Below are 11,774 nucleotides of genomic sequence, written 5' to 3'. Positions count from 1 at the left end.
CGATATCAGGCGGCGCGAATGATCCGCGCCAGTGGATCGAACAACTGACCGTTTGCACAAAGAACCGAGCCGCTCTCCAGCGGGTCCTGATCCTCGCGCACGCCCTGCAACAGCCCACCCGCTTCCTTTACGATCAGCGTGCCTGCAGCGATGTCCCAGATGTTGAGCTCCCGCTCCCAGTAGCCATCGTAGCGCCCAGCCGCGACATAGGCGAGGTCGAGCGCTGCCGAGCCGAACCGCCGCACGCCGGCGCATTCCGGCATCAACCGCGCAAGATCCTTCAGCGTTGCAGGCAGGGTCCGCTTGGCTGCAAACGGCACACCGGTGGCAAACACCGCCTCGATCATCCGCGCGCGACCGGACACCCGCAAGCGCTTGCTGTCATTCAACCACGCGCCAGAACCCTTTTCTGCGTAGAACATCTCGTCCTTGGCCGCGTCATACACCACCGCGGAGACGATCTCGCCCTTGTGTTCCAGCGCAATGGAAATCGCCCAATGCGGCAAGCCATGCAGGAAATTCGTCGTCCCATCGAGCGGATCGACGATCCAGCGCCGCGTCGGGTCCTGCCCCGGTGTCTCGCCGCTTTCCTCGCCAAGCCAACCGTAGGACGGGCGCGCCTCCATGAGCATGGCGCGCAAGATCTCCTCGGCGGCGTGATCGGCGCGGCTGACAAAATCACCCGCCCCTTTCATCGACACCTGCAGGTTCTCGACCTCGCGGAAATCCTTGACAAGGGACCGCGCCGCCTTGCGCGCGGCCTTCATCATAATATTGAGGTTGGCACTGCCTTGCATGACATACGGCTCCCGCGGTGTCTTCGGATCAAGGCGCGGCTATACGCCCGCATGCCGCGATTGCCAAGGGGCAAGCGTGTGCGCGCCGCTCTGGACCGCGCATTGAAACACAAGGCTTCTCAGACACGGGAAAAGCGTTACATGCCGCGCGCGACCAGGCCAGCCGTCCAGAAGGACTCTCGCCTGAATATTTCATGAAACCAATATTTTACCCAAGGTCATGCTCTATCAAGACCCAGGCCAGACCGCCCACGGCGCATCACCAAGCCGCGAGCATTGCTGGCATGCGGATCAAGCCCGGCGCATGTTTTCAGGCATACGACCCCGGCAGCCCGCCATCCCTGAAACGCCTTGTCCCGAAAGGTCCACACCATGATCACCCCGTCCCTGACCCGCCGCACCCTGCTCGGTGCCGCCCTGGCCGCACCGGCCCTCGCCCTGCTGCCGCGCCACGCCATGGCCGCGGAACCTGAAATCTACGCCGAGCGCGGCATTGCAATCGACGGCTCCGATCCCGTCGCCTATTTCGCAGAGCAAGGCCCCGTGCCCGGTCAACGCGGCACGGCACTCGACTGGAAAGGCGCCACCTGGCGCTTTGCCAACGCCGAGAACGCGGCACGTTTCAAGACCGATCCCACCCGCTTCGCCCCGCAATTTGGCGGCTATTGCGCCTTCGCCGCCTCGCGCGGCTATCTGGCCCCGACCACGCCGGAGGCCTGGACAATCCATGACGGTGCTTTGTACCTGAATGCAAACCTGCGCGCCCGCGCGCTCTTTCTCGAGGATCTCGAGGCCAATATCGCCAAGGCACGCAGCAACTGGCCGGGCATTCTCGGCTGATCGGGCTGCGCCCGTCTGCGTTGGCGCCGCCTGTCCGACGCGGCGGCGCCGCTGTCGCCCGGACGCTCCGGCGCCGCGTCCAAAAACCGCCCGGAAATACGGCACAGCGCTGCGTTTCCGGGCACCCTCGCGGTGGCCCGCCATAGCAAGACAGCGATTAAGGCTTCACAAAAGGGACCTGTGCTATGATGCGTGTATGACCGAACGCTGCGTTAAGACCGCGTAAGGATTGGGTCCTAGGCTGATGTCCGACCCGCCCGTCACAGGGAGGAGCACGACACAACTGCCAAGGAGCCTCCCGATGTCCTCTCTCATTGCAATGCTCTCGCTCTATTACCTCTGCGATCAGGCCGCCGCGCATGGCAACCTTTCGCCCGCCGAAGTCACGCGCTGCATGGCCAATTACGACGCCATCAAGCTCGAATTCATCGATGAAGCACCCGCCCGCGTCGGAACGCCCGAACGCGCGGCGCAAAACCGTCTTGGCTATGCCGGGTTCAAGGCCTGGGAAGCGATCAATGACGATCTGGTGCGCGAGATGCGCCGCGATGCCCGTTCCCGTCTGGGCATCGGCTGACGCAGGCCCCGCGGTCCCGTCAAACCGTCGCCCTCCCCGCGCCCAGCCCTTGGGATTTCGAGGGCCCGCCCCTCATCGCGGGGGTTTTGCCATCGTCAGAGACGCCCTCAGCGCCGCGTGGCCCGCGCCGCTGATTGATCAAGCCGCGCGCTCCCGAGGCCACCGGGCGCAAGCGCCCGCGCTGCGCCGGACGATCAGCGCAAGCCCTTGCAGAACGCCTCGATCCGGTCACAGGCCGCTGTCAGGTCCGCCTCCGACGCCGCATAGCTCACGCGGAAATTTGGTGACAGCCCAAAGGCCGCGCCAAACACCACCGCCACCCCCTGCTCTTCAAGCAGCGCGGTGCAGAAATCCTCATCCGTCTCGATCCGGCGCCCCCCTTCAGAGGTCTTGCCCATGCAATCGGCAATCGACGGATAGACGTAGAACGCCCCTTCCGGCACCGCGCATTCGACCCCGGCGCAGCCGTTGAGCCGCGACACCACAAGATCGCGCCGCGCGACAAAGGCGGCGTTGCGCTCTGCTAGGAACCCCTGATCGCCGTTCAGCGCCTCGACCGCCGCCCACTGGCTGATCGACGACGGGTTGGTGGTGGATTGCGACTGGATCTTGCGCATGGCGTCGATAAGGATCTTCGGCCCGCCGGCATAGCCGATCCGCCAGCCGGTCATTGCATAGGCTTTCGACACGCCGTTCACGGTCAGCGTCCGGTCATACAGACCGGGCTCCACCTGCGCGGGGGTGACAAATTGAAACCCGTCATAGGCGAGATGTTCATACATGTCGTCCGACATGACCCAGACATGGGGGTGCCGCATCAGCACATCGGTGATCGCCTTGAGTTCGTCGCGCGCATAGCCCGCACCGGTGGGGTTCGACGGCGAATTGAAGATCACCCATTTGGTCCGGGGCGTGATCGCCGCCTCCAGCGCTTCGGCCGTGATCTTGTAGCCCAGCTGCCGTTCCCCCTCGACAATCACCGGCTCGCCACCACCAAGCCGCACCATATCCGGATAGCTGACCCAGTAAGGCGCCGGAATCACCACCTCGTCGCCGGGGTTCAGCGTCGCCATCAGCGCGTTGTACAGCACCTGCTTGCCGCCCGTGCTGACGCTGATCTGGGCGGGCGTGTAGGTGAGCGCGTTGTCACGCGCGAACTTGGCACAGATCGCGGCCTTGAGTTCCGCAATCCCGTCTGGCGCGGTGTATTTCGTTTTTCCCGCCTTGATTGCCGCAATCGCAGCAGCCTTGATCGGCTCGGGTGTGTCAAAGTCGGGCTCACCGGCACCAAGCGAGATTATGTCACGCCCCTGTTCCTTGAGCTCTCGCGCAAGCTGTGTGACTGCGACGGTGGGGGACGGTTTCACGCGCGCAAGCGTGTCGGATAGGAATGACATCGGGGCTCCGCCTGTTGGGGGTCTGCCCCGTCTTAGGATGCGGCCTCCGTCCGATCAAGCGCGGAGCGCACTGCAAGGAGTATGGCGATGGACGATGCGATAGACTGGTATGGCCCGGAAGCGGCCACTTTCGGTGACAGGCTCGCCGCGGCACGCGAAGCCGCCGGCATGTCCCAAAGCGATCTGGCGCGCCGGCTTGGCGTCAAGCTGCGCACGATTCAGGCCTGGGAGCAGGACATGTCCGAACCGCGCGCCAACAAGCTGTCGACCACCGCGGGCATTCTGAATGTGTCGATGGTCTGGCTCATCACCGGCGAAGGCGACGACCTCACAGCCCCGGAAGAGGCCGGATCCCCGGATATCGACGACATCATGCTTGAGCTTCGCGCTCTGCGGCTGCATCTTCGGGCGGGCGCGGAAAAAGCCGCTCGCCTGGAAAAACGCCTGCGCCAACATCAGCGGGCAGACAGCGACTGAGAGGTTTGGCATGACACCCGACGAGCAGCGCGCCCTGCGCGAAACCGCACCACAGGGCGAGGACCGGGAAACACGGATCAAGCGGCTTCGGATGCGCTCGATGCGGCGCGGCACCAAGGAGATGGATATCCTCCTGATCCGCTTCACCGATGCCGCGCTTGCCGAGCTCGACGACGCGCGGCTCGACTCCTACGAGGCCCTGCTGTCGGAAAACGATCAGGATCTTTATCGCTGGATCAGCGGCCAGGCCGCCGCCCCCGCTCCGCATCAGACAATCGTCGCGGCCATTCAGGATATCGCCACACGCGGCTGATCGCGGCCGGCGCGACGGGCACAAAGCGCGCGGCGGCTGAAGCCCGGTGATGTCCCCGCCCGTGATACGGGCCCCGTCCCGTGGCGGGTCCGCGTCTTGGGAGGGCCGCGCCTTATGGCGCTCCCGTGTCTTGGGACGGGCTGCGTCTCGAGACTCTGCGCGTGTTGGGGCTGTCCGCGTCTTGGGCCGGTGCGCGTCCTGGGGCGCTCCCGTGTCTTGTGGCGGGACAGCTCTGGCGGAAGGGCGCATGTGGCAAAGGTCGTCTTCTCGCGGTGGGCCGCCTGTGTCGGCGGTCCGGTTGGCCCGCGCCTTGATCTTCCCCGGCTCTCGGCCTCGTTTTCCCTCTGGCACGCCGGTCCTTGTGCGCCGCGTCGACTGCGCGGCGTGCCGACCTCGCTTCGGGTCCGTGGCCTGCCCGGGTCCCGAATGGCGCATGGCGCCACGCAGGCGCGTCCACACTCAGCACCACCCGCCCCGCCAAACCGGGGCGCATCAAACGATCCGCCAGAGCGTCTTTCACCCTTCACGACGACCCGGTCCGCCTGCGGCCGGGCGCGCCCGTCAAACCGGGCCGACTCTCCCTCTGAACCGCCTGCGTTGAGTCAAATCCAAAACGGTTTTTCCGAAACCATCAGGCGATTTAACGCAATATTCGGAATTTTGCTCAAAGTTCAGCCGAAAGCAAACAGGCGGAGACGGATATGAGCATTCACTCGGCGGTAGGTAAAGGCCCCGAACAAGCCTTCATGACGGGCTATCTGGACGCATTGGCACTGGTGGAACGACTGCACCGGTTGCTGCTCGATGTTATCAAGGACGAGTTTGAGCGCGTCGGGATCATCGATCTCAACGCGGTGCAGGCCCTCCTGCTCTTTAACATCGGAGAAAACGAGGTTACCGCGGGGGAGTTGAAATCCCGCGGCTATTATCAGGGCAGTAATGTCAGCTACAACCTCAAGAAACTTGTCGAAATGGGGTATATGCACCACCAGCGCTGCGAGATTGACCGCCGCTCCGTGCGCGTGCGTCTGACCCAGCGGGGCCGCGAAATCCGCAACATCGTGGAAGAGCTGTTCTCGCGCCATGCGGACGGGCTGCAAAACAAGCAGGTTCTGGACATGACGCGGCTTGAGGATATCACCTCCTCGCTCCGCCGGGTGGAACGATATTGGACAGACCAGATCCGCTACATCTACTGATAGCGGCACGGATCCCCATCAAAGATGCCAGACCGATCAAGCATCGCTCCACGCCCCTGATTGACCGGGCGCGTGCCTCCGTCCAGAAGGACGGCCACCCAAGGCAGTCATTTATTCGCTGCCAAGATTTGTTTCTTCATTTCAGTCAACCCCGTCCCTCTCATTCATCGGACACGGCCCCGGAAAAACGGGCCTCACGCGGATCTTCAAAACCTCCGTGCCGGACGTCCCCTCCCTGCCCGAACACAACAGCCTCTACCTCGCGGAGCAGCTTGCGCGTCATCGCCGTGGCAAAAGCCTCGAAGCCAAGCGCCGTTTCCACGAACGCGCCGGGTCCTTCGATGACATGGGCATTGTAATAGGCGGAAAGCTCCCCCAGCCCCGGGCTCCGCTGATCCCGCCGCTCTGGCACGCCGATCACGAGGCCATTGATCGTGACCCGCTCCGGTCGCACCGATGCCGGATGCGGGCCCACATTGGACACACCGTCCCCGGACAAATCCAGCACCAGCCGCGCACAGCCATCCCGTTGCCGCAAAAGCGCCGCGCCAAAAAGCTTGGCCGCGCCCAGCGCGGTGCTGTCCTCGACCACCGAACGCCGCACCAGACGCAGCGCCCCCGCAATCCGGCGCAGATCCGCAGGCTCCGCAATCTCTCTCCATCCGAGAATGACCCGCTGATCCGCCGGGCCACTCCACTCGAACACCGCAAGCTGCACCCTATGATCCGGCAAGGCGAGAAAGGCCTCCACGACCCGCGGATCGCCGAGCGCCGCGGCCAACCCATCCACTTGCAACCGGTATTCGCGCGCATCGACCGATCCCGACACGTCGAGCCCAAGCGCCAAGGCCAGACGGCAGGACGCGCCAGCCGCCCCTGCGTTCACCGCCAGAAGCGCGCAAAGACCCGCGCCCCGAAGCGCGCCCCGGCCCCAGCGCGCAACCGCCATCGCAACGCCGCGCGGCGCTTCAGACGCCGTGCCCCGGTCAGCCAGGCGCATCAACCGGCATCACCGGGGCACCCTGGCCAACCACCCGGTCCCGGATCTCGCGAAACAGCTTGCGCGCCATGGCGTTGCGAAACCCCTCGTAACCATCGGCGGTTTCCACGAAGGCCCCCGGCCCATGCCGCAACTCGTAAAGATAATGATCCATGACCATCGGATCCGCACCAAGAACCGCCAGCCCGTTCACGGTCACCCCGTCAAACGGAAAATGCTTGTAAGCCAGCTGCGGCCAGAACCCGTCATTGGTGATGCCGTCGCCCGACACGTCGATCACCTGCCGCTCACAGGCCGGGGCCTCGCGCAACAGCCCCGCACCAAACCCCAGCGCATAGCCGAGCGCCGTGGGGAAGCGGGTGTAGGACCGCTCCGCCGCCGCGATCCGGGCCGACGCTTGCTCGATCGCCGCCTCGTCCTGCAACAAAACCCAATCCTGGATCACAACCGATTGCCGCCGCCCGGACCATTCATAGACTGCCAGCGCCACGGGTCCGCCCTGAGACAGGATCGCGCCCTTCACCTCCGGATCCAGGAGCGCCGCGGCCAGCCCATCGCGCTGCAACGCGTATTCCCGCCCGTCCACCGAAGACGAAACATCCAGCGCCAGCGCCAGAGCCAGCCGGCACATCGGCTGCGCGGCGGCCCCCTGCGGCGCCAGCGCCGACACGCAGAATGCGGCCGCGCAAACGATCGCCAGCCCCAAGGCCCGTGGCAGATGCGCGGCACGCATCACCAATGTCCGGTGTTTTCCATGCTTGCCCACGGCTCCTGCGGCGGCAACGCATCGCCCTGCTGCAAGAGCTCGACCGACACGTTGTCAGGCGAGCGCACAAAGGCCATGTGCCCGTCGCGCGGCGGGCGGTTGATGGTCACCCCCGCATCCATAAGCGTCTGACATGCCTCATAAATATTGGGAACCGTATAGGCCAGGTGACCAAAATGCCGGCTGTCGGACGGCAACCCGTCATCGCCATCCCAGTTATAGGTCAGCTCGACATCTGCATGGCCATCGGCCTGCTCCGGGGGGCACATGAAAACCAGCGTGAACCGCCCTTTTTCATTCTCAGAGCGCCGCCGCTCCTTGAGACCCAGAAGTTCGTAAAATGCGATGGATGCCTCCAGGTCCTTCACCCGAACCATCGTATGCAGATAGCGAATGCCCATGGCGCCGCGCCCCCTTGTTGTTGCGTGTTTGGCATAACACTAGAGCGCAGAGCGGAAAGTGGAAGCGGCTTTTCCCCAAACGCATCGCCCACCCCGGAACCGGCGTCGATGCGGCGCGCTTTCCGTCCGGCCATCTCCGGGGGCGCGGGCGGTCTCAGAAGGCGGAGCGCAGCCCGATCCGTACACCGAACTCGTCGGAATCGTATTGCCCGAAATCGCTCTCCACCCGTCGCGCCGTGACCGACACCGTGGGCACAAAGCCAAACTGCTCCAGCGGATCGATCACCGCGGTGGCGTCAAGCGTGGTCCGCGCGTCAAGCCGTCCAAGCCCGGCCACCGGCCCCTGATCGTACCACCGCTCGCCATAGCTCACGCCGAATTCGAGCCCCATCCCCATCACCGGCTGTCCCAGCGCCAGCCGCGCCGCCGCCGCAGCCCCTTCGTAATCGAGCGACGAGGAGTCAGACACGCCGCGCTCTGCCTCAAGCGCCAGCGTCAGCCGATGATTGTCCCAGACCGGCTGCGTCCAGCTCAGATCCGCCCGCCAGCGATCCGAATCCGTCGTCCGCACACTGAGCGCCTCCGACCGGCGCAACCCCGCGCCAAAGCTCAGAACGCCGTTCTCGAAGGCAAAGCTCTGCTTGCCGCCAAAATCATAGAACCGCGTGTAATCCTCGCCGCCATAGCGCGTCTGACCGACCATCGCCGACAACCGGAAAGGCCGCTTCGCGTCCCAGCGCCCGCGATGGGACAGCCCCACCTGAACGAGGCTGAAAGCATAGTCGCTGCCCTTGGCGTCGGGCGCCTTGTCCTTGGCATCGTCGGACAGCTGGTATTGCCGGGTGGAGGCGCCAAAGACCAGGTCGGTCTGGTGGCCCTTTTCGGTCCGCCCAAGCCGGTAGCGCAGCGTCACACCCGCCGACAACTCGATCCCCGAAAGCGCCTGCGCGGTGCCGTCGAGATCGGCCTCGACAACGCCAAAAGCCGGCAGCTGGAAGGTTCCCTGCTCGCGACGCGATCCGTTGTTGAGATTGGAGACCGGGGCCAGCGAGAAATGCAGCGACACCCCAAGCGGGTTGCGCGCCCGGACATAGCGGAAATCGTCCCGCGCCACCGCCTCGTGGCCCTTGGTCGGCGCGTTCTGTGCCGCCCGACGCAGCCACAGCATCGCCGCCGTGCGGTTGTTGCCGGAGGCCAGCGCCTGCGCCCGCGCCATCGCCGCCTCATAGCGCTCTTCGTCTGTTTCGGCCACGCGCCACGCCTGCCGCGCCGACTCCCGTGCGCCCTGCAGGTTGCCGACCGCCCGATTGGCCTTGGCGGCGATGGCAAGCGCGAGGCTGTCCTCCGGGTCGCGTTGCAACAATGCGTTGGCGATGGCGCCCGCCACGTCGGGGCGCCCGGCGTCCAGCGCCTGCATGGCCAGCATGCGCATCTGCGACGGCGACATGGCGCTGCCTTCCGGCCTGACCCCGGCACCGTCCGAAGCGCCGCCCTCAACGCGGGAAACCGCGCCCGTATCGGGCGCGGCCATGGTGCCGTCTGCTGCAAGGCCAAATCCGAGAGCGGCCAGCATGATGCCGCCCGCCCAAAGCCCGACCCGGCGTGCCCCCACACGCATCGGCTCTACTCGTTCCGGTTCACGATGAAACCGCCGGTCTCACGCACGGTGATCCCGTCCTCGGCGCGCACATCGTCGGCTTCGACCACGACCACGCCGACGATCTCGCCCTCGGCCGTGTTGTGGTCACCCGACATGACCATGTAATAGGTGCCTTCCTCGTAGTTGTCGCCAGCCACGACAGAGAACACCTCACCGGTCGCCTCGCCGTTGATGTCCATGACACCCGGCCCGATGCGGAACCGCAGCACCGGCAATTCGGTGACCGTCACGTCTTCGTTGGCCTCGTCGAGCGCGTCGACGATCGTCGCCGTCACGTCGTTGCCGTCCACGTCATAGACCGTCCGGTTGAGCACCACGCCGCGCACCGCGTTGCCGCAGGCCGCATCGGCTGTGCAATTGCCGTCAAACGCGCCGTAGTCGATATCGAGCTCCATGTCGCCTTCGACATATTCCAACCCGCCCTGGCCAAGGAAGTCCCGGATCCCGGCATAGTCGCCGCTATAGGACGCCTGCCCGCCTTCGGGCAATTCGACACCGTTGTTGCGCTGGTAGATGAAGCCGCCGAAGCCGTATTCGATATAGCTGCCCGTGCGGACAATCGCGAATTCGGTGTTGCCGCTGTCGCTGATGCCGTAAAGCGCGCGGTGGCGGAACTGGCCAATCGGCACACCCGAGAAGAAGTCGGGCTCAACCGCCGGCCCTTCGTAGAGCGCGAAATTTGTCGCCAGCGTCCCCGGAACGCCGCGTGCGAACCGCGTGCCCTCCGGCTGGCTGCCGTCAAAGGCCAGCCCGTCAACGAAAAACGTATCCGTCGCGCTGTCATAGGCGAAGTTCTGGGCGAAGCCGTTGCCATACGTGTCGGATGTCTGGTCGTCCAGGTCCTGCTGTTCACGCCGGAAGATGCTGACACGCGGTTCTGGGCTGGCCGTGCCCGGCGGCAGCACCCGATCCGTGTCAATGGGCGCGCCCTCATCGGTCGGCGTCTCGCCACCGCCCGCGCCGTCCCCGCCGCCCTCGGTCGCCTCGTCCTCGGGATCCTCCAGAGGATTGCCCCCGGTGTCGCAGCCCGCAAGCACGAGCAGGGCGCAAAGAGCGCCTACATATCGGAAAGTCATACTGCTGCCTCAACGTTTTTTACGTTTTGTTTGGAACGAAAATCCCCAGACCCTGTGGAAAAGTCAATCGCGGCAACCCCGCGACCGCCACTTTTCCACCCCCCTGTCGCCAAAATATCGCCACCACCACTTGGGTGTTTGATCGGCCCGGACCACAAGATAAAGTAGCCCGCGACTCATCTGGTAGGAAAAGGATTCGCGCCATGCCCCTCTCGCCCGAACAGCAGGCCGAAATCGACGCCACCCGCGCGACGCCCGTTCAGACCCTGCGCGCCACCGCGCCCGGCATGGAAGCCCATCTCTACACCGCCCACCCGGTGCTCGATCACGGCTTCGTCCGCGTCATCGATTACATGGGCGACGATGCCGCCATTTGTCAGGCCGCGCGCGTCTCTTACGGCAAGGGCACCAAGTCCGTCTCCAATGACGAAGGCCTCATCCGCTACCTCATGCGCCACTGGCACTCGACGCCCTTCGAGATGTGCGAAATCAAGCTGCACGTCAAACTGCCGGTCTTTGTCGCCCGCCAGTGGATCCGCCACCGCACCGCCAACGTGAATGAATATTCCGCGCGCTATTCGATCCTCGACCGCGAATTCTACATCCCCGAGCGCGACGCGTTGAATGCGCAATCGGTGACCAACAACCAGGGCCGGGGCGAGGCGCTTTCCGGCGAAGAGGCCGACCGCGTGTTGCGCTACCTGCGCGACGACGCCATGCGCTGCTATGACCATTACGAAGAGATGATTTCCGATGACGGCCAACAGGGCCTCGCCCGCGAATTGGCCCGCATGAACCTGCCCGCCAATGTCTACACCCAATGGTATTGGAAGGTCGACCTGCACAACCTTCTGCATTTCCTGCGCCTGCGCGCCGATGCCCACGCCCAATACGAAATCCGCGTCTATGCCGAAGAGATCTGCAAACTCGTGGCCGACTGGGTGCCTTTTGCCTACCGCGCCTTTGAGGATTACCGCATGGGCGGCGCGACTTTGTCCGGCACCGCTCTGGACTGCTTGCGACGCATGCTCAAGGGCGAAGAAGTCACGCAGGAGACGTCGGGGATGTCGAAGGGGGAATGGCGGGAGTTCATGGGGATTTTGGGGTAATTTGAATTGCTTTCGCTGATATTTGACGACTCTGAGCTCAAATCCATCCGACGGACAACTATAGCTCTAGGTCATGTTGACAAAAGACGCAGCCAGAGGCGGATGGACGTGATGTCTATGAAGCCGAGGAAACTTTCAGCGGTCTTGTCGTAGCGGGTTGCG

13 protein-coding genes and 1 pseudogene are annotated in these 11,774 nt (G+C 64.6%); 6 read left to right on the top strand and 8 right to left on the bottom strand.

From position 1 onward, the window contains the following. Positions 1-5 precede the first annotated feature (5 nt). On the bottom strand, positions 6-797 hold the full coding sequence (locus J1C49_RS17145; protein ID WP_227447065.1) for an inositol monophosphatase family protein: 792 nt from the start codon (positions 795-797) through the stop codon (positions 6-8). Between the two features lie 372 nt (positions 798-1,169). Here J1C49_RS17145 and J1C49_RS17140 point away from each other — a divergent pair, with 372 nt between their 5' ends. Further along, positions 1,170-1,637 carry a YHS domain-containing (seleno)protein gene (locus tag J1C49_RS17140; RefSeq protein WP_227447064.1) on the top strand — a complete coding sequence of 156 codons (468 nt, stop codon included), beginning with the start codon at positions 1,170-1,172 and terminating at the stop codon, positions 1,635-1,637. A 301-nt stretch (positions 1,638-1,938) separates the two neighbouring features. Next, positions 1,939-2,214, top strand: a complete 276-nt coding sequence (locus J1C49_RS17135) for a hypothetical protein (RefSeq protein ID WP_227447063.1) — start codon at positions 1,939-1,941, stop codon at positions 2,212-2,214. 194 nt (positions 2,215-2,408) lie between these two features. Here J1C49_RS17135 and J1C49_RS17130 read toward each other — a convergent pair whose 3' ends face one another. Then, positions 2,409-3,611 carry a pyridoxal phosphate-dependent aminotransferase gene (locus tag J1C49_RS17130; RefSeq protein ID WP_227447062.1) on the bottom strand — a complete coding sequence of 401 codons (1,203 nt, stop codon included), beginning with the start codon at positions 3,609-3,611 and terminating at the stop codon, positions 2,409-2,411. Positions 3,612-3,698: 87 nt separating this feature from the next. Between J1C49_RS17130 and J1C49_RS17125 the strand changes: the two genes are divergently transcribed. The 3 genes from J1C49_RS17125 (at position 3,699) to J1C49_RS17115 (ending at position 5,600) form a co-directional block, all read left to right on the top strand. Then, positions 3,699-4,088, top strand: coding sequence for a helix-turn-helix transcriptional regulator (locus J1C49_RS17125; RefSeq protein ID WP_227447061.1), 390 nt, complete (start codon positions 3,699-3,701; stop codon positions 4,086-4,088). A 10-nt stretch (positions 4,089-4,098) separates the two neighbouring features. Further along, the gene (locus J1C49_RS17120) at positions 4,099-4,401 is read left to right on the top strand and encodes a succinate dehydrogenase assembly factor 2 (protein ID WP_227447060.1); all 303 of its coding nucleotides are present in this window, start codon (positions 4,099-4,101) and stop codon (positions 4,399-4,401) included. A gap of 701 nt (positions 4,402-5,102) precedes the next feature. After that, complete coding sequence (locus tag J1C49_RS17115) at positions 5,103-5,600, top strand: MarR family winged helix-turn-helix transcriptional regulator (protein WP_227447059.1); 498 nt, start codon at positions 5,103-5,105, stop codon at positions 5,598-5,600. Between the two features lie 160 nt (positions 5,601-5,760). On the opposite strand, the gene J1C49_RS17110 is transcribed toward J1C49_RS17115, so the two are convergent. From J1C49_RS17110 to J1C49_RS17090, 5 genes are all read right to left on the bottom strand, one after another. Then, positions 5,761-6,600 (bottom strand): DUF1194 domain-containing protein, encoded by an 840-nt coding sequence (locus tag J1C49_RS17110; protein WP_227447058.1) that lies wholly within the window; start codon positions 6,598-6,600, stop codon positions 5,761-5,763. Continuing rightward, positions 6,587-7,333 (bottom strand): DUF1194 domain-containing protein, encoded by a 747-nt coding sequence (locus J1C49_RS17105; RefSeq protein WP_227447057.1) that lies wholly within the window; start codon positions 7,331-7,333, stop codon positions 6,587-6,589. Before J1C49_RS17105 ends, J1C49_RS17110 begins: the two co-directional genes overlap by 14 nt. Beyond that, a complete protein-coding gene (locus J1C49_RS17100) occupies positions 7,333-7,767 on the bottom strand; it encodes a VOC family protein (RefSeq protein WP_227447056.1) in 435 nt (144 codons plus the stop codon). The genes J1C49_RS17105 and J1C49_RS17100 overlap by 1 nt, the downstream gene beginning before the upstream one ends. A 154-nt stretch (positions 7,768-7,921) precedes the next feature. Further along, positions 7,922-9,385 (bottom strand): M48 family metallopeptidase, encoded by a 1,464-nt coding sequence (locus J1C49_RS17095; protein ID WP_227447055.1) that lies wholly within the window; start codon positions 9,383-9,385, stop codon positions 7,922-7,924. Positions 9,386-9,390: 5 nt separating this feature from the next. Continuing rightward, positions 9,391-10,503, bottom strand: coding sequence for a hypothetical protein (locus J1C49_RS17090; RefSeq protein WP_227447054.1), 1,113 nt, complete (start codon positions 10,501-10,503; stop codon positions 9,391-9,393). A 203-nt stretch (positions 10,504-10,706) separates the two neighbouring features. Here J1C49_RS17090 and thyX point away from each other — a divergent pair, with 203 nt between their 5' ends. Further along, positions 10,707-11,612, top strand: coding sequence for an FAD-dependent thymidylate synthase (gene thyX / locus J1C49_RS17085; protein WP_227447053.1), 906 nt, complete (start codon positions 10,707-10,709; stop codon positions 11,610-11,612). A gap of 71 nt (positions 11,613-11,683) precedes the next feature. Here thyX and J1C49_RS17080 read toward each other — a convergent pair. Continuing rightward, a pseudogene (locus J1C49_RS17080) lies at positions 11,684-11,774 on the bottom strand (IS5/IS1182 family transposase); the annotation flags it as partial.

It is taken from the genome of Cognatishimia sp. F0-27, assembly GCF_020667845.1.
Taxonomy (GTDB): domain Bacteria; phylum Pseudomonadota; class Alphaproteobacteria; order Rhodobacterales; family Rhodobacteraceae; genus JAFMPQ01.
This window is presented reverse-complemented; position numbering and strand designations above follow the sequence as displayed.

Excerpts from the sequence above, each read along its gene's own strand:
- J1C49_RS17110 (WP_227447058.1), bottom strand. The coding sequence starts at position 6,600 with ATGCGCCTGGCTGACCGGGGCACGGCGTCTGAAGCGCCGCGCGGCGTT.
- J1C49_RS17125 (WP_227447061.1), top strand. The coding sequence starts at position 3,699 with ATGGACGATGCGATAGACTGGTATGGCCCGGAAGCGGCCACTTTCGGT.
- J1C49_RS17115 (WP_227447059.1), top strand. The coding sequence starts at position 5,103 with ATGAGCATTCACTCGGCGGTAGGTAAAGGCCCCGAACAAGCCTTCATG.
- J1C49_RS17130 (WP_227447062.1), bottom strand. The coding sequence starts at position 3,611 with ATGTCATTCCTATCCGACACGCTTGCGCGCGTGAAACCGTCCCCCACC.
- J1C49_RS17095 (WP_227447055.1), bottom strand. The coding sequence starts at position 9,385 with ATGCGTGTGGGGGCACGCCGGGTCGGGCTTTGGGCGGGCGGCATCATG.
- J1C49_RS17100 (WP_227447056.1), bottom strand. The coding sequence starts at position 7,767 with ATGGGCATTCGCTATCTGCATACGATGGTTCGGGTGAAGGACCTGGAG.
- J1C49_RS17135 (WP_227447063.1), top strand. The coding sequence starts at position 1,939 with ATGTCCTCTCTCATTGCAATGCTCTCGCTCTATTACCTCTGCGATCAG.
- J1C49_RS17105 (WP_227447057.1), bottom strand. The coding sequence starts at position 7,333 with ATGCGTGCCGCGCATCTGCCACGGGCCTTGGGGCTGGCGATCGTTTGC.
- J1C49_RS17090 (WP_227447054.1), bottom strand. The coding sequence starts at position 10,503 with ATGACTTTCCGATATGTAGGCGCTCTTTGCGCCCTGCTCGTGCTTGCG.
- J1C49_RS17120 (WP_227447060.1), top strand. The coding sequence starts at position 4,099 with ATGACACCCGACGAGCAGCGCGCCCTGCGCGAAACCGCACCACAGGGC.
- J1C49_RS17145 (WP_227447065.1), bottom strand. The coding sequence starts at position 797 with ATGCAAGGCAGTGCCAACCTCAATATTATGATGAAGGCCGCGCGCAAG.
- thyX (WP_227447053.1), top strand. The coding sequence starts at position 10,707 with ATGCCCCTCTCGCCCGAACAGCAGGCCGAAATCGACGCCACCCGCGCG.
- J1C49_RS17140 (WP_227447064.1), top strand. The coding sequence starts at position 1,170 with ATGATCACCCCGTCCCTGACCCGCCGCACCCTGCTCGGTGCCGCCCTG.